Source organism: Coprococcus hominis (ex Arizal et al. 2022), from assembly GCF_040094675.1.
Classification (GTDB): Bacteria; Bacillota; Clostridia; order Lachnospirales; family Lachnospiraceae; genus Coprococcus_C; species Coprococcus_C hominis.
This window is the reverse complement of the sequence record NZ_JBBNHG010000031.1, coordinates 461,373-476,788: the sequence shown is the minus strand read 5'-3', so window position 1 is coordinate 476,788 and position 15,416 is coordinate 461,373. Positions and strand designations below refer to the sequence as shown.

The following is a 15,416-nucleotide window of genomic DNA, read 5'->3' as shown; positions in this document are numbered from 1 at the left end:
AAATGGCTAGAACAGAGGAAGAACAAAAAGGAATTTCTTTGCTGGGAAACCAGCACGTAGCGTATCCGTCTGATTATTCTGCGGATATTCTGGAGACATTTATCAACAAACATCCGGACAATGATTATTTCGTAAAATTCAACTGCCCGGAATTCACAAGTCTTTGTCCGATTACTGGACAGCCGGATTTTGCGACAATCTACATCTCCTATGTGCCGGATGTGCGCATGGTGGAGAGTAAGTCGTTGAAGTTGTACCTGTTCAGTTTCCGAAATCATGGAGATTTCCATGAGGATTGCGTGAATACGATCATGAAGGATCTGATCAAGGCAATGGACCCGAAATATATTGAGGTCTGGGGAAAATTTACTCCACGTGGAGGAATCTCTATCGATCCGTATTGTAACTATGGACGTCCGGGCACAAATTGGGAAAAGGTCGCTTACGATCGTCTGGTACATCATGATTTATATCCGGAGAAAGTGGATAACCGCTAGGTGATTGCGGGACAAAAAGGAAGTAATCAATTATGAACAACAGTATGAAAGAGGCAGAAGATTATATTAACCAGATCCCGCTGTTTGGACCTCATACAGAGGGAAGAAATAAATCAGGAAATGAGAACTTAGAGGCGGTCATGGCATTGCTTGGCAATCCACATCTTGCACATAAGGCGATTCATGTGGCTGGTACAAACGGAAAAGGTTCTACGGTGCAGTTCCTGCGTGCGATACTCACAGAGGAGGGATACCGGGTGCGTACCTTTACGTCCCCACATCTGATCTCCATCACAGAACGGATCGAGGGAATCACAGAAGAAGAATTCGTCGAATGCTACCAGATTGTACGGAATGCATGCGAGCATGCGGTGCAGAAAAATCTGCAGCATCTCTCGTATTTTGAATTCCTGTTTGCGATGGCAGCGGTGTATTTTTCCAAGCTGGAGCTGGACTATGTGATTTACGAGACCGGACTTGGCGGCAGACTGGATGCGACCAATGTGCTTGTGCCGGTGTTGACGATCATTACAGAGATTGGGCTCGATCATATGAAATATCTCGGCAACACGATCGAGGCGATTGCTGGAGAAAAAGCCGGGATTATAAAAACAGGCGTTCCAGTTGTGTACCACACGGGCAGTCTGGAAGCGGATGCCGTCGTAAAAAATCAGGCAGAAGCACTTGCGGCAGAAGCAATAAATGTCGCAAATGTGGAGTATAATATCGATGAATTTACAGATAAAACCATTGATTTTTCAATGTATAGCCGCTATTATAGTTACAATGGTTTGCGGCTTGATAGTGTGGCCACCTATCAGGTAGACAATGCCGTGACTGCGATCACAGCAGGTACGGTGCTGTTAGGCAGGCAAATCGCACAGGAGAAAATACAGCTTGCGCTGGATGCGTTTTTCTGGCCGGGACGTATGGAGAAGCTGAATGGGAATATCGTGATCGATGGGGCACACAACGAGAGTGCCATCGAGCGATTTACTGAGAGCGTGAATGCCGGGTATGCAGACCGGGAGAAAACACTTCTCTTTGCAGTCGCCGGGGATAAGGACTACGAACCGATGATCGCATATCTGATGCAGAATCTGGAAGTGGAGGCGGTCTATGTGACGTCGCTGGATTCTGACCGCGCAATCTCCGCAGAGTATATTGCGGCATTGTTCCGCGATTGTGCGAAGAAGACGGAACGCAATGTACATGTCTATGCAGATAATGACATCCGAAGCTGTTTCGCGGAAGCATATGCAGCTGTGGAGGCACGCGGCGGCATGTTGTTTTGCGTGGGCTCTCTGTATCTGATAGGAAAGATAAAAGACATATGGGAGGAAACCGTATGATAAATTTTGAAGAAGAATTGAAGCGTTTCTCGCCGATTCCGGAAGTGAATCAGGCGGAGGAAGCCATTTACAGCAATGATTTGAAGGATATCAGTGATATTGTATTACAGATGACACAGGACTTGAGAAATACAGGCAGCATATTGGATAATGCAGTATCTGTGCGGGCAAGGAGAAGATAAGATGGCAACAACAATGCGACCGGTGCTGTGCCCCCATTGTGGTGCACAGGTGCGGAAAAATGGATATTGTTCGGAATGTTATCTTCCGTTGTCGATGCTTAAAAAAGCGCAGAATACATCCAATTATTATTACAATATTGGGTATGACCGGGCATCGGCGAGAGATCTGTCCGGTGCGATTGAATCTCTGTTGCAGGCACTGCGGTATAACAAGCGAAATGTGCCAGCACGCAATCTGCTGGGACTCATCTATTATGAGATGGGTGAGGCTGTGCAGGCGATGAGCGAATGGGTTATGAGCATCAACTATCAACAGGAAAATAACCTTGCGACAAAATACTTAAAAGAACTGAAAAAAGATCCAGCCCGGTTGGAGAGTGTCGATCAGCTTGCGCGGAAGTTCAACATGGCAATCCAGTATGCGCACAGCGAAGATTATGATCTTTCAATCTTGCAGCTCAAAAGTGCACTCTCGGACAATCCACATTTTGTGAAAGGATATTTGCTGCTTGCCCTTTTGTATATCGGGACAGATAACTACGAGAAGGCAAGAGTGACTCTGCGTCGTGTCTTAAAGATCGATAAGGCGAATTCCCTTGCGGTGCATTATCTGCGGGAGATGGGAGATACCGAGGAAAACATCATTGAGATGCGTAAACAGAACGTGGATAATGATGGACTCTTAGACGACGATTACCTTGAGGAGATCGTTGTGACCGAGGATGGCAGAGCACCGAAGAAGATCGAGAAGAAGAATCTGTTTCAGGAGATCAAGGCAAAGAAAGATACAAGCGTTGTGCGAACCGGACAGTTTGGACAGGTCAGCCTTGCAAAATACTCTGGGTTGTATATGTTGCTTGGGCTGGTGTTTGGCGTCCTTCTTTTCAGCTTTTTCATTCTGCCTGGACAGAAAAAGAAGCTGCGGGTAGAAAATGAACAGCTGATTAAGACATACAGTGAGGAGCTTGCCGGGAAAAATTCCACGATCAACAGCCTGAGTGCAGAGGTGGACAGTCTGACAAAACAGATTGATACACTGCAAAATGGAGCCGCACAGGGGGAGACGGATCTTCCTGATTATTCCAATGTTGTGTCGGGCATGTCAGATACAGATTTACAAAATATGATAGACAAAGAGTAATCGATGATTATTCGAAATTACGAAAGAAAGTGAAATGATTTCACTTTCTTTTTCTTTTGCATTTTTTTCTGGATATATGGATATAGGAGGCAATTTATGGTGTATGAAGTAGCAAATGGTGTGCTGATTTATTATCTGCCGGAGGAGCTTGATCACTATGCGGCGGATATGCTCAAGCGAAAGACGGCACATGTGTTTGATGAGGAGGAGATCAGGTACCTGATCTTTGATTTCTCGAAGACGCAGTTCATGGACAGTTCCGGCATCGGGCTGATTACCGGACGGTTTCGGATGGTGCATGACAAGGGAGGATGTGTATATGCGGTGCATGTCAATGAAACGATCGATCGCATTTTGTTGATGTCAGGAATCTATCGCATCTTAAAGAAGATGGATTCCCTGGATGCGATAAAAAAGGAGATGGTAAAGGGAGGATATTATGAATAGTGCAAACGAAATGAATGTGGAATTTGATAGTGTGGCGAAAAATGAGAGCTTTGCCCGTGTGATCGTGGCATCATTTATCACGTCGACGAACCCAACGCTCGAAGAAGTGTCGGATATTAAAACGGCAGTTTCCGAGGCGGTCACAAATGCAATCATTCATGGCTATGAGAAAGGTGCGGGGAAAATCTGGATTCGTACAGTCGTGGAAGACCGTTCGGTGTACATAGAAGTGCGGGACAAAGGAATAGGCATCGCGGATGTCAAACAGGCGATGGAGCCACTTTTCACAACAAAACCGGAAGAGGAACGATCTGGTATGGGGTTTTCCTTTATGGAGGCATTTATGGATCGGCTGGAGGTTGAATCCGCCGCAGGCGAAGGTACCGTGGTAAAAATGTGGAAGGAGATCGGTGCACCGGCACCACATTATGAATAAATGAATGAATGGGAACTATTTCAACAGGCACAGATGGGGAGCAAGGCTGCAAAGGAAAAAATAGTTTCAGATAATACCGGGTTGGTGTGGAGCATTGCGCGGCGGTTTGTCAACCGTGGTTATGATCTCGAGGAACTGTATCAGATTGGCTGTATCGGACTGCTCAAGGCATGTGACCGGTTTGAAAGCCGTTATGGCGTGCAGTTTTCCACCTATGCCGTGCCGCTGATCGCTGGAGAAATCAAACGGTTTCTGCGTGATAATGGTGCGATCAAGGTATCGCGTATCCTAAAACAAAATGGCTATCAGATCAGCAAAGCGAAGGAGGCGTTGCTGCACAAATATGGAAGAGAGGCAACGCTGGATGAGCTGGCAGACTATACGGGACTTTGTGTCGAGGATATCGTGATGGCGACAGAGGCGAACCGGGAGGTGGAATCCATCCAGCAGACAATCTGTGGCAAGGATGGGACACAGGTCAGTCTGGTGGAGCGACTGGTGGATGAAGCACAGTCGGAAGTGGCAGCGGAAAATATCATGAATCGGATCTTGGTCGGACAGGCAATGGAAAAGCTGGGGGAGATGGAACAGGAATTGATCCGGCTGCGGTTTTTCGAGGATAGGACACAGACAGAGGTTGCGAAGGTGCTGGGAATCAGTCAGGTGCAGGTCAGCCGGCTGGAGAAGAAAATACTGATTCAGATGCGTCAGAATCTGGATTTTTATAAATCGAACTAGAAGTATGATTTACATATAAAAAGTACAATGCTAGAAATAAAAGTAGGATAATAAAACTTATAGTTGAAAAAACATACTTCACGTTGTATAATGTCAACAATAGTTGTATTTGGCGGGAGAGTATATGGGAGCACGCAAGAAGCTTGCACTGGAACAGTTTAATCGCGACAATATTTTGACGGCGGCGAGGGAGTTATTTGAGACGAAAGGCGTTCAGGACACGACGATGGACGATATCGCGCTGCAGGCAGATTACAGCAAGTCGACGATTTATGTATATTTCCGGAGCAAGGAAGATATCTATAATTCCATAGTGGTTGATTATCTCGATATCCTGATTGGTGAGATGACGGTGTATATCGAGGGAGATACCTCTTTTGAGGACAGCTATTACAAGCTGTGTGAACGGCTGGTTTCTTTCTGTGAACGATATCCGAAGTATTATGCTTCTCTGATGTTTGAGGAGAAGGCAACCAACAGCCGGAAGCAGGGCACGGTGATTCTGCCGGAGATCCTGCAGGAATTATATGGATTGATGGAAGCGCTCGTCCAGAAGGGAAAAAACACAAATGTGTTACAGGAAACACTCGATACAAAGCCGACGGTTTTGTATCTCTGGTCATCCTTAAGCGGTATTATTCAGATTTCGGCACAGAAGAAAAAAGAGATCACGAAGCAGACCGGGATGACGATGGAAGAATATCGGAGCTTTGCTTTTCGCACACTGTATGAATCACTTGTACAGAAGAAAGCTTCGGGAGAGTAGTGGGAGGATACAAATGAGGGGTATGGAATTGAAAAATGAGATAGAAGAGGCACGGAATTATATTTTTTACGTGTCTGATTATATTGATGTGTCTGCAGGACATGCATGGAAGATGGACTGCCGGCAGGCAATGACTGAACAGATGGTACAGAATCTTCCAAACTGCAAGGTGATGAAATATACAGAATATCATGGAGAATGTCTGGATGCAGACAGTGTGGGAATTTTGTTCCCATCGAAGATGTGGGGGATTTCCCTTGCGGTATATGCATTTTTACAGAATCTGCGGGTGTCTGCGTCGACCTATGTGTATGCAGTCGCGATGGGAGAGGTCTTATCTGCAGAAGTAAATGGAACCGCAAATGTACGGATGGAGACACTTGGACAGTTTCAGGATATCTTTGAGCGCCGGAGACTGGGGGATATCTCAGATATTTACATCCGCTGTATCGATTACAAGCGCGAGTTTACAACGACGGAGGAGAAGCTGATGCGCTCGGTTACAACGGCAGAACGGATTGCCGATGTGATGGAGGGACTGCTTTTTTACAGCATGAAGGCAGTAAAAGAACAGAAGCTGCAGTTTGTCACAGACAAGCGCACGACAGTTCGGACAAAGCATGTGGCAGAGCGGAAGGAAGTGACAGCTTTGGTGGAAACGAAGATTTTGCCGATGCCAAATATCAAGAATGTATTTCTGGACGATGATTTGTTGTCGGAGGTTCGGATATGCCAAGCTATGTAATCCATTTATCCTGTGCCAAACGCGCGCTGGAGATGCTGCCGGAGATGAACGCACAGGAGCAAAATGCATTTTTTCTTGGAAATATGATCGCAGATATGTGCAGGGATAAGCATTACACACATTTCTGGAACGATGTGACCTATGACAAGCTGGTGCGCCGACCGGATCTGGACTGGTTTTTACAGAAATATGGTGATGCATTACAGGAGCCGTATGTGCGTGGATATTATGCGCATCTTTTGCTTGATTATAATTTTCTGGATCTGTACTGGGACAGACATTTCCGGTTTTATAATGCGCAAAAGCAACCGGAGGTGTTATATGATGCGGTTACTTTTGTAGAAGTGTTGGAACTGCAGCAGATGTATGATCGTCAGGAATTTTTCTCTAAGAAATGGTATTATGGTGATTACGACCGGATGAATGCGTATTTCGCGAATAGATATAATGTAATGTTTCCGAATCTGGAGTTCAATGCGAAAGAATGGGAACGTATACGGCGGATTACAGAGATCGACTGGGACTATGCGCCGGAAGCGATGGAACGGACAAAAGCCCAGTTATCGCAGAGTGTTGCAATCGCCGAGCCGGGAATCATCCCGCAATTACAGATATTTGTACTTCCGGAACTGGAACAGTTGGTGGAAGTTACCGCAAAAAAAGTGGCAGAGATATAAAATCCCTGCCACTTTTTTGTTGCCATTAAATATTGATATGTGTTTTTTGTACTTCTTCGACGATCGGATCGACCTGATCTAAGAGGTTGATCATGTTTTCGTACAACTGATTCTTGCGTGTGATATCGCCGGATAACTGGTTGACTGTCTCGGACACGCCGATATAGCCGTCCTTGGCACTTAAGATATCTCCCTGAATCTGATCAGCGGTTTCGTTACAAGTGTCAACGGCAGCGGCAATCTGCTGCTGAACCTCAATCACACCGTTGACGGATTCTTTGATATTGCCAAACAGTTCGGTTGTCTTTTTTACCTGCTCCTGTTCATGGGAGAGCATCCGGTTTGCTGTTTCCATCGAAGCGTTTAAGTTGGAAGCGTCCTCGCGGAGCAGTGCCATGTTTGCATTTACAGTATCGACGAGCTTCTTGATCTCTGCAGAGAGGGTGCTGACCTCGGTTGCGACAACGGCAAACCCGAGACCGTGCTCCCCGGCACGGGCGGCTTCAATCGAAGCGTTTAAGGAGAGCATGTTTGTCTGGTTGGCGATACCAATAATACCGGACATTGTCTCCTGAATCTCGTCGAAGCTGCTCTGGAATTTATTTAAGACTTCCACGACATGCTGGAAATCCTTCAGTACATTGGAAGAGCTTTCCTGCAGGCTGTCGACATTTTCGTTTGCCTGATCGGTCGCGGTAAGTACGCCGCTGACGCTCGTTTCAATCTGGGAAGAAACTTCTACGATATTGGCAAATTCCTGCTTGATGGAATCCATACCGGAAGCAACCTGATCGGACTGCGCGAGGATCGTATCAAAGGAACCCTGGATATCAGAGATCTGACTTGCGGTCTGCATTTCTTCTTCAATCAGGGATTTCCGGTTTTCCTTCAGGCTTTTCGTAATCTGGGTGATCGGCTCTAAGCTTTGCTTTAAGGCAAGCCCGGTTACCGTTTCTGTTGGAACTGCATGTATTTCTGTTTTCTTTTTAAACATCGTGGTTATACCTCCTGCGTGTAATTATTCAAATGCTGCAAGCACAAGTGTCTGATTCATATGCTGGTTGTTAAACTGCTGGCCGTCGCCGACGAAGATCGCAGCAGGTGCAACCGTACGGAATGAAGCAACATAGTCGGTCAGGACATCGTCCTCTGCAAATAGGCGCAGACGGTTCGCACTGTCAAAGCCAAGCAGGAATGAAACCGGGGATGCCTGTATGGAGGCAAGCAGTTCTTCGTGAATCTGCCGGTAATCATCGACATCCATGATATAGATGCTGTCATTTTCATAGATTGCCTTGCCGTTGAACATGACGCCGTTCCGGTCGACCGACATTGTCTGGATGATACAGGTATCATCGCCAAGGGCGCGTCCAAGTGGATGGCGCGGCATGGCAGAGAGGATATCTTCGAGCTGGACGCCGGTTTCCTCCTGGTAGAGCTCTAATGCTGGAACGCCATCTAACTGAAACAGTGTTTTGGTTCCCGGTTCTACCAAGTTGGCGAAATGCGCACGGCGGCTCTGCCGTTTGTAAATATTTTCCTTATATAGATGGATCTTGCCACCTTTGTTTTTGATAAACGCATACGCACAGCTTCGCGTATGAACCTTCCCGTCTAAAATCACACAGTGTTTTTCGCCGAGCAGGACGCCATAGGCACTGGCACCGATCAACGGAACACCGGCTTCCTGCAGGGAATCGTGGATGGTTGACAGGACGCGTTCCTCGCATCCGGTCATAAATTCCAGACAGATCGTATCGGAATCCCCCGGTTCGATCGCCTGCAGATTGGAAAGAAAAGTGTGCATGGATTTGACCGGAGTTGTGCGGACATCTTCAATCACGCCCGTACATACTTCCACGCCTGCAAATCCGATGACGATGACCGCCTGTGTCAGGCGCATCTCTTTCGCAATGCCTTCACCGCTGGTACCGATCATCGGTGTGCCCGGATATTTCTCGCCGAGCAGGGCGGCGGCAGCTTCTATTTTTGAAAAAGGAGCAATCAGGATTAGAAAATCAGCTTTTTTCAATCCGGCGGTTGCTTCCGTTATGGCTGTTTCCACATGGTCTGCGCGACCGATGCCTACAAAACCTTTCATCTTAAGCCTCCGACTGCGACTATACTTGTGGGGCATGTAAATGCGCAGTGAATTTACACGCGGAAAAATCCGCGGCACCTAAACTTATTCTACCAAAAAATGGAGAAAAAGAATAGAGGAAAAGAAAAATGTTTAGAATAGGTAATATCTTGTATTTGTGGTAAAAGTTTGCTATAATGGCGTTTATCTGGATACTTATATGCAAAAATAAAGGGAGGTAGCTCGATGGGCTATTCAAAAGCGGAAACTGAGAAAAAACAGAGAAAACTTGTTTCCAAAACACAACGAAATACGAGAAAAGTGCTGGTTATACTTTTTAAGATCATATTGGTTGGTATCATTGCAGTGATCATAGCCGGAGCCGGAGCTGGATTCGGTATGATGAAGGGTATTTTGGACAATGCACCGGATACCTCCAGTATCAATATTGTTCCACAGGGATACCGGTCGAATATCCGGTCACAGGATGGCACGGTAGAAAAAGAGATCTCCACGATTGATTCCAACCGTGTTTATGTATATTATGATCAAATCCCGAAAGATATGGTCAATGCATTTGTTGCAATCGAGGATCAGCGATTCTGGACGCATAATGGTATTGATGTGCGCGGTATCTTCCGTGCGTTTGCAAAGGGCGCGGCAAGCGGTCACTTTAATGAGGGTGCATCGACGCTGACGCAGCAGCTCATCAAGAATCAGGTATTTAATGTCGGTCTGGATGAGACGACATTTATGGACAAGCTGGAACGTAAGATTCAGGAGCAGTATCTGGCAATTGAGCTCGAAAAGCAGTACACAAAGGAAGAAATCGTTGAGTACTATCTGAACACAATCTATCTGGGACGTGGTGTCAGTGGTGTTCAGGCAGCTTCCGAGAAATATTTTGGCAAGGATATGACGGAGCTTACGATCTCAGAGATCGCAGTTATTGCGGGAATTCCACAGAACCCAAGCCGTTACGATCCGGTTGCCAATCCAGACGAGAACAAAAAGCGCCGGGCAGAAGTTTTAAAGAAGATGTTAGAACAGGAATACATCACACAGCAGCAGTACGATGAGGCGGTTGCAGATGATGTCTATGCGAGAATCGATGCCGAGCATGAGGTTCAGCTTGCAGAGTCTGATGTAAACAGTTACTATCAGGATGCTATCATAAATGGTGTCGTAGAGCTGTTTATGGATATGTATGACTGTACAAAAGCAGAAGCAGAAAATAAACTTTACACAGGTGGATATGATATTTATTCTGCACAGGATAAGGCAATTCAGAAGATCTGTGATGATGTCATCAACAATCCGGAATATGTGAGCAACAGTACGAAGGTTGGTTTAAGTTATCGTTTGACTCTGCTGGGAGCAGATAAAGAAACCAATTATAATTATAGTATTGGTGATCTGACTAATTATTTTGCAGAACAGACAGGTAATTCGAAGTATAACAATATTTATCCGAGTGAACAGGATGCGAGAGCCGCAGCCGATACATTCAAGGAAGCGATGCTGGAAGAGACAGGCGGAACGTATGTCGCTGAGGCATTTTCCGTATCGCCACAGCCACAGTTTTCGTTCACGATCATGGATCAGCATACCGGCTATGTAAAAGCACTGGTAGGCGGACGTGGTGAAAAGACGGTAAACCGTGCATTTAACCGTGCAACGGAGGCAGAGAGACAGCCGGGTTCCACGTTCAAGATCGTAGCAGCATATGCACCGCTGATCGACAGTGGTAAGGCAGGTCTTGCAACATCGTTTAACGATGAGCCATATCAGTATGCAAGTGGTAATGAAGTCCGGAATGCCGGTGGTGGACACAGTGGATATTGTACGATCCGTAAGAGCATCGCGAGCTCCATCAATGTCTGTGCGGTAAAGGCAATTACCGAAGAGACACCGGAGGCAGCATTCGAGTATTTGCTAAAGTTTGGATATACAACACTGGTAGACCAGAAAGTGGACAGCAATGGTACGCTGCTCACGGATAAGACACAGGCGTGTGCACTGGGTGGATTGAGTTATGGTGTTACGAATTATGAGATGACAGCCGCTTATGCATCGATTGCAAATGGTGGTGTTTATAATCAGCCGATTTTGTTTACCAAGATTATCGATCATGATGGAAATGTGGTAGTTGACAACACGACACCAACCTCCCATGAGGTAATCAAGCCGACAACTGCATGGCAGTTGATCGAGGCGATGAAGTCCGTAGTTACAAGCGGAACTGGTACTCCGGCAAGATTACAGTCTGGTATGACTTGTGCAGGTAAGACAGGTACAACCTCTGAAAACTATGACCTTTGGTTCTGTGGTATGACACCATATTATACCGCATCTATCTGGATGGGATATGACAGTAATGTTGATATGGGTGGTCAGAATACGCATAAATATATGTGGCGTGATATCATGGATCAGATTGTAGAGTTAGAGGGACAGGATACATCTGCAGACTTTGAACGTCCGGAGGGAATCACGACAATCAGCGTCTGCGAGATCACCGGATTGCTTCCGGGTGAAGGCTGTCCAACCTCTTCGGATTATTATGCACAGGCAGATATTCCATCACAGCGATGCAGTGGACATGAAGCGATTGAGTTCTGTACAGAGTCACACAAACGTGCAAACAGTGGATGTCCGGAGACCGTTTCATTCACAGTCGAGATTGATGAAAATGGTAATAAAAAACTGGTAGGCTCCAGCGGAGAATCTACCGATGGATACGAGTACACGGATGAGGTGTGTGATATTCATACACCGTTAGAGGAAGGCGAGATTGAACTTGCTTCTTCGGCGGGTGAAGGTGGAACAATTTCACCGACAGTTCGAGTCGCGAAGGGCGCGAATGTAACCTTCTATATCACACCGCACAATGGATACCGGATCAAGGATGTCATTGTAAATGGACAGAGTCAGGGCGCTGTTTCAAGCTTTACATTTAACGATGTACAGGCAAACGGAACGATCAGTGTTACCTTTGAGAAGACTGGAGGTACCGATCCGGCACAACCGCCGACAACACAGCCGCCGGCACCGACGACGCAACAACCGCCGACAACACAGGCGCCAACAACGCAGCAACCAACAACACAGCAACCGGAGCCGACGACACAGGCACCGGAGCCGCAAACGTAATATAAATCAAAGAAGTATCTGAGAACAGTTGTTTATGACTGCAATCAGATACTTCTTTTTGTTTTTGTTATAAATAAAGCTTCAATTCTTTGGCATCTTTGGAGAGAAGATGAGAGATGCAAAGTAAGAGAAGATCAAAGCGGCGGAGGTTCCGACGGCTGCCATTTTGAAACCACCACGGAACAGTCCGAGAAAGCCATCTTCGTTTACTGCATCCTTGATTCCTTTCCACAGGTTGTAGCCGAATCCGGTCAGGGGAACAAAAGCTCCCGCTCCGGCAAATTTCATGAAAGGTTCGTAGATACCAACTGCCCCTAAGATCACACCCGTGCAGACTAAGATTACCATCACCCGTCCGGGCATAAGCTTGGTTGTATCCATGAGAATCTGTGACAGTACACAGATGATTCCTCCGATGACAAAAGCAAGAATATAGTCCATATATACATCCTCCAATTTATAAATCGATGAGTTCAATGACAACGGCGTGCGCGACGCCGGGGATCGTCTGTCCCTCGTTGAAGCTGACTGTAGAAAGCAATGCTCCGGTAGGGACGAATAACACGCGTTTCCATTCGTTTGATTCTAATTGATGCAGAATATAGCCGGCAAGTGTGACAGCCGCACAGCCGCAGCCACTGCCGCCACTGTGGGTATCCTGTTCCTCGTTGTCGAAGATACAGACGCCGCAGTCCATATGCTGTTTCTCGATGTCGTAGTCGTTATCCCGTAACAGTTTTATCAGAATTTCACTGCCGACTTTTCCAAGATCGCCAGTGATGATTTTATCAAAATGAGATGGCTTGACGGCGAGATCTTCGAGACATTGGTAGATGACATCTGCTGCGGCAGGTGCCATACAGGCGCCCATGTTCATGTTGTCCCGTACGCCGTAATCAACGATTTTTCCGGTTGTCACAGAAGTGATGCGAGGGTATTCTTTCATCGGCTGATCTGGACTGGTTGCAGATACAAGGAATGCGCCGCTTCCAGTGACTGTCCAGGTAGAAGAGAGTGGGCGCTGGTTGCCGTATTCCAGTGGAAACCGGAACTGTTTTTCTGCACCACCGAAGTGACTGCTTGTCACGGCAATGACATGCGAGGCATAGCCTGCATTGACAGTCATAGCTGCAAGTGACAATGCTTCGCCACAGGTGGAGCAGGCACCATACAGACCGAAGATAGGTATCTGAAAATCTTTCAGACCGAATGTAGAACCGATCAACTGTCCAAGCAGATCGCCACCGAAGATATAGCGGATATTCTCCTTGGCGATGCCGGATTTCGTGATGGCAGTCTGTACTGCGCGGCGCACCATTTCGGATTCGCCTTCTTCCCACGAGTCCATGCCGAAGGCAGGATCTGGCTCAATCTGGTCGAAATAGGAGGCGAGAGGTCCCTGCCCTTCCATGTCACCGACGATTGAGGCGCGGCTTAAAATTGCTGGTGGACAGGCAAAGCGTATGGTCTGTTTTCCGACAGCCTGATTTGTTTTTTCTTGTTCATTCTGATTCATAATAACTCCTTTCTGGATAATCTGTTATTACAGTAGTTTGAAAATCCAATAGATGAAACCGGCGACAAAGCTTACTACGACACCGAATAAGATAACAGGTCCGGCAATCGTGAACACCTTGACACCTTTTCCGAACACTTCGCCCTCTTTTTTGTATTCGATCGTTGGGGCGGCAACGGAATTCGCAAATCCGGTAATCGGAACCAGAGCACCGGCACCACCATATTTCGCGAGTGGTTTGTAGAGGTTTAACCCCGTAAGCAGGACGGAGAGAAATACAAGCAGGATAGAACAGACGCTCATTGCATCTGCCTCCTCATAATGAAACTGCGTCGTACATACGTTGAAGATCACCTGCCCGAGCAGACAGATACAGCCGCCAACGAGAAAGGCGTGCAGGCAGTTTTTGAAACAACTGTGCTTCGGCGTGATCGCTTCGACGTAACGATTATATTCCTGGTCGTTTTGCTTTACTTTCATAGAGATAACTCCTTTCGCTATAATTTAAGAAGGGAAAAACAGAATCTGCCAGGCGCAGCCGAGTGCTTTTCCGATGGCAGCCGCGGCAATCACATAAGGGAGCCATGTCCGCACGCCCAAACGGCGGGATAGAATTGGCATGACCTGTAAGGTTTCTGCTAAAGCACCGGCGAGACACCCGATAAAAATGCCGCCAAACAGATTGAAGATGCTGAATCCTGCCAGCCCGATCGGAATCCGGAGTCCGAACAGATACGCAGCATTTCCAATCGTGACACCGGCGATGATCAAAGCTTCGATTCGGTGGACACCTTTGCCGGATTTCATCTGCTCTGCCAGTTTATCGAAGATACCAAGCATCGTGATAAATGCGACAAAACCAGCGGAAACAGCACTACCGGCACAGATACAAAAGAAACAGTAAGCAATCGTTTTAATCAACATCGAGACTCGTTCCCTCCCGTGCGCTGTCTACAACGATTGCATCGTTGACATCCCGCTCATATAATCGCATCTGTACCTGCAGCGGTGTCGGATCATCGGCTTTCTTGTGGTTCAGACCGTGATTGAAGAAGAGCAGCATACCGAAGAACAGCCCGACACAGTAAAACAGAATGCCAAATCGATATCCGGCAGTGGTTGCACTTGCCTGCGTTCCAGTAAACATCTGATACAGATCCTGCAGCAGATCAATGGCACCGACGTCCCCGTTGTAGGACATGATCGAATAGGCGGTTCCGAAAAAGGCGAGCAGCATCAGAAATGCGGCTTTTATTTTTCCGGTTCGTTTGTGTCCGTCGCTTAAGTTCCGATAGTAGACGACGCATTCCTGGCTGCCAATATTCTGGACAGTCACGGATTTATCGTATTTCAGAATTTCTCCAATGATTGCAAGGGCATTGACGACTAATTGCCCCTGCTCGTTGTCACGAAATGTAAACAGCTTGATTTTTTTCACGTCGTGCATGATATCCGGCTGGCTGCAAAAGACGGAAGCAATATCTTCAATGTGTACCTGCTTGGACGCAACCATCGTGCTTGCATCGAGGGAAAGATATACGGTTGTTTCTGCGTGCTCTGTTTGATTCATAATACATTCCCTTCCATTTTCTGATTGATTTGATATATATGGATAGTATGAGAATTTTTTGCAGGGATATCCTGTTAAATTCTAGCAAGAACATTTCTTTTTTTGTCGACTTATGG

The 15,416-nt window shown here is 46.7% G+C and carries 18 protein-coding genes; 11 read left to right on the top strand and 7 right to left on the bottom strand.

The features are described 5' to 3' along the window. Positions 1–2: 2 nt before the first annotated feature. The 10 genes from queF (at position 3) to AAAT93_RS07690 (ending at position 6,981) form a co-directional block, all read left to right on the top strand. Positions 3–497: a preQ(1) synthase gene (queF, locus tag AAAT93_RS07735; RefSeq protein WP_021984980.1), complete on the top strand. Its 495-nt coding sequence runs from the start codon at positions 3–5 to the stop codon at positions 495–497. Positions 498–529: 32 nt separating this feature from the next. Beyond that, a complete protein-coding gene (locus AAAT93_RS07730; RefSeq protein ID WP_021984979.1) occupies positions 530–1,849 on the top strand; it encodes a bifunctional folylpolyglutamate synthase/dihydrofolate synthase in 1,320 nt (439 codons plus the stop codon). Then, positions 1,846–2,031 carry a hypothetical protein gene (locus tag AAAT93_RS07725; RefSeq protein WP_021984978.1) on the top strand — a complete coding sequence of 62 codons (186 nt, stop codon included), beginning with the start codon at positions 1,846–1,848 and terminating at the stop codon, positions 2,029–2,031. Before AAAT93_RS07730 ends, AAAT93_RS07725 begins: the two co-directional genes overlap by 4 nt. 1 nt (position 2,032) lies before the next feature. Next, positions 2,033–3,172 carry a tetratricopeptide repeat protein gene (locus AAAT93_RS07720; protein WP_021984977.1) on the top strand — a complete coding sequence of 380 codons (1,140 nt, stop codon included), beginning with the start codon at positions 2,033–2,035 and terminating at the stop codon, positions 3,170–3,172. A 96-nt stretch (positions 3,173–3,268) separates the two neighbouring features. Continuing rightward, positions 3,269–3,619: an anti-sigma factor antagonist gene (locus tag AAAT93_RS07715; RefSeq protein WP_021984976.1), complete on the top strand. Its 351-nt coding sequence runs from the start codon at positions 3,269–3,271 to the stop codon at positions 3,617–3,619. Further along, positions 3,612–4,055, top strand: coding sequence for an anti-sigma F factor (gene spoIIAB, locus AAAT93_RS07710; RefSeq protein ID WP_021984975.1), 444 nt, complete (start codon positions 3,612–3,614; stop codon positions 4,053–4,055). Before AAAT93_RS07715 ends, spoIIAB begins: the two co-directional genes overlap by 8 nt. Then, entirely contained in the window at positions 4,056–4,793 is a 738-nt protein-coding gene (locus AAAT93_RS07705) for a SigB/SigF/SigG family RNA polymerase sigma factor (protein ID WP_118545124.1), read from the top strand. It begins immediately after the preceding gene. A 124-nt stretch (positions 4,794–4,917) separates the two neighbouring features. Continuing rightward, positions 4,918–5,559 carry a TetR/AcrR family transcriptional regulator gene (locus AAAT93_RS07700; protein ID WP_021984973.1) on the top strand — a complete coding sequence of 214 codons (642 nt, stop codon included), beginning with the start codon at positions 4,918–4,920 and terminating at the stop codon, positions 5,557–5,559. A 13-nt stretch (positions 5,560–5,572) separates the two neighbouring features. Then, positions 5,573–6,304 (top strand): hypothetical protein, encoded by a 732-nt coding sequence (locus AAAT93_RS07695; protein ID WP_021984972.1) that lies wholly within the window; start codon positions 5,573–5,575, stop codon positions 6,302–6,304. Beyond that, complete coding sequence (locus tag AAAT93_RS07690; RefSeq protein WP_227572904.1) at positions 6,289–6,981, top strand: zinc dependent phospholipase C family protein; 693 nt, start codon at positions 6,289–6,291, stop codon at positions 6,979–6,981. The genes AAAT93_RS07695 and AAAT93_RS07690 overlap by 16 nt, the downstream gene beginning before the upstream one ends. A gap of 25 nt (positions 6,982–7,006) precedes the next feature. On the opposite strand, the gene AAAT93_RS07685 is transcribed toward AAAT93_RS07690, so the two are convergent. Both AAAT93_RS07685 and AAAT93_RS07680 read right to left on the bottom strand, forming a co-directional pair. Next, the gene (locus tag AAAT93_RS07685) at positions 7,007–7,975 is read right to left on the bottom strand and encodes a methyl-accepting chemotaxis protein (protein ID WP_117780974.1); all 969 of its coding nucleotides are present in this window, start codon (positions 7,973–7,975) and stop codon (positions 7,007–7,009) included. A gap of 24 nt (positions 7,976–7,999) precedes the next feature. After that, positions 8,000–9,082: an FIST N-terminal domain-containing protein gene (locus AAAT93_RS07680; RefSeq protein WP_227572903.1), complete on the bottom strand. Its 1,083-nt coding sequence runs from the start codon at positions 9,080–9,082 to the stop codon at positions 8,000–8,002. 225 nt (positions 9,083–9,307) lie between these two features. On the opposite strand from AAAT93_RS07680, the gene AAAT93_RS07675 reads away from it, so the two are divergent. Next, the gene (locus tag AAAT93_RS07675; protein ID WP_227572902.1) at positions 9,308–12,214 is read left to right on the top strand and encodes a transglycosylase domain-containing protein; all 2,907 of its coding nucleotides are present in this window, start codon (positions 9,308–9,310) and stop codon (positions 12,212–12,214) included. Positions 12,215–12,295: 81 nt separating this feature from the next. Here the strand turns inward: AAAT93_RS07675 and spoVAE are convergent, their stop codons facing one another. The 5 genes from spoVAE to AAAT93_RS07650 are packed head-to-tail and all read right to left on the bottom strand — an operon-like array spanning position 12,296 to position 15,300. Continuing rightward, positions 12,296–12,655, bottom strand: a complete 360-nt coding sequence (gene spoVAE, locus AAAT93_RS07670; RefSeq protein WP_021984968.1) for a stage V sporulation protein AE — start codon at positions 12,653–12,655, stop codon at positions 12,296–12,298. A gap of 16 nt (positions 12,656–12,671) precedes the next feature. Next, positions 12,672–13,730 carry a stage V sporulation protein AD gene (gene spoVAD / locus AAAT93_RS07665; protein WP_118545121.1) on the bottom strand — a complete coding sequence of 353 codons (1,059 nt, stop codon included), beginning with the start codon at positions 13,728–13,730 and terminating at the stop codon, positions 12,672–12,674. A gap of 27 nt (positions 13,731–13,757) precedes the next feature. Continuing rightward, the gene (gene spoVAC, locus AAAT93_RS07660) at positions 13,758–14,210 is read right to left on the bottom strand and encodes a stage V sporulation protein AC (RefSeq protein WP_021984966.1); all 453 of its coding nucleotides are present in this window, start codon (positions 14,208–14,210) and stop codon (positions 13,758–13,760) included. A gap of 24 nt (positions 14,211–14,234) precedes the next feature. Beyond that, entirely contained in the window at positions 14,235–14,654 is a 420-nt protein-coding gene (locus tag AAAT93_RS07655; protein ID WP_021984965.1) for a stage V sporulation protein AB, read from the bottom strand. After that, entirely contained in the window at positions 14,644–15,300 is a 657-nt protein-coding gene (locus AAAT93_RS07650) for a stage V sporulation protein AA (protein WP_021984964.1), read from the bottom strand. The genes AAAT93_RS07655 and AAAT93_RS07650 overlap by 11 nt, the downstream gene beginning before the upstream one ends. Between the last annotated feature and the right edge of the window lie 116 nt (positions 15,301–15,416).

Excerpts from the sequence above, each read along its gene's own strand:
- queF (WP_021984980.1), top strand. The coding sequence starts at position 3 with ATGGCTAGAACAGAGGAAGAACAAAAAGGAATTTCTTTGCTGGGAAAC.
- AAAT93_RS07730 (WP_021984979.1), top strand. The coding sequence starts at position 530 with ATGAACAACAGTATGAAAGAGGCAGAAGATTATATTAACCAGATCCCG.
- AAAT93_RS07725 (WP_021984978.1), top strand. The coding sequence starts at position 1,846 with ATGATAAATTTTGAAGAAGAATTGAAGCGTTTCTCGCCGATTCCGGAA.
- AAAT93_RS07720 (WP_021984977.1), top strand. The coding sequence starts at position 2,033 with ATGGCAACAACAATGCGACCGGTGCTGTGCCCCCATTGTGGTGCACAG.
- AAAT93_RS07715 (WP_021984976.1), top strand. The coding sequence starts at position 3,269 with ATGGTGTATGAAGTAGCAAATGGTGTGCTGATTTATTATCTGCCGGAG.
- spoIIAB (WP_021984975.1), top strand. The coding sequence starts at position 3,612 with ATGAATAGTGCAAACGAAATGAATGTGGAATTTGATAGTGTGGCGAAA.
- AAAT93_RS07705 (WP_118545124.1), top strand. The coding sequence starts at position 4,056 with ATGAATGAATGGGAACTATTTCAACAGGCACAGATGGGGAGCAAGGCT.
- AAAT93_RS07700 (WP_021984973.1), top strand. The coding sequence starts at position 4,918 with ATGGGAGCACGCAAGAAGCTTGCACTGGAACAGTTTAATCGCGACAAT.
- AAAT93_RS07695 (WP_021984972.1), top strand. The coding sequence starts at position 5,573 with ATGAGGGGTATGGAATTGAAAAATGAGATAGAAGAGGCACGGAATTAT.
- AAAT93_RS07690 (WP_227572904.1), top strand. The coding sequence starts at position 6,289 with ATGCCAAGCTATGTAATCCATTTATCCTGTGCCAAACGCGCGCTGGAG.
- AAAT93_RS07685 (WP_117780974.1), bottom strand. The coding sequence starts at position 7,975 with ATGTTTAAAAAGAAAACAGAAATACATGCAGTTCCAACAGAAACGGTA.
- AAAT93_RS07680 (WP_227572903.1), bottom strand. The coding sequence starts at position 9,082 with ATGAAAGGTTTTGTAGGCATCGGTCGCGCAGACCATGTGGAAACAGCC.
- AAAT93_RS07675 (WP_227572902.1), top strand. The coding sequence starts at position 9,308 with ATGGGCTATTCAAAAGCGGAAACTGAGAAAAAACAGAGAAAACTTGTT.
- spoVAE (WP_021984968.1), bottom strand. The coding sequence starts at position 12,655 with ATGGACTATATTCTTGCTTTTGTCATCGGAGGAATCATCTGTGTACTG.
- spoVAD (WP_118545121.1), bottom strand. The coding sequence starts at position 13,730 with ATGAATCAGAATGAACAAGAAAAAACAAATCAGGCTGTCGGAAAACAG.
- spoVAC (WP_021984966.1), bottom strand. The coding sequence starts at position 14,210 with ATGAAAGTAAAGCAAAACGACCAGGAATATAATCGTTACGTCGAAGCG.
- AAAT93_RS07655 (WP_021984965.1), bottom strand. The coding sequence starts at position 14,654 with ATGTTGATTAAAACGATTGCTTACTGTTTCTTTTGTATCTGTGCCGGT.
- AAAT93_RS07650 (WP_021984964.1), bottom strand. The coding sequence starts at position 15,300 with ATGAATCAAACAGAGCACGCAGAAACAACCGTATATCTTTCCCTCGAT.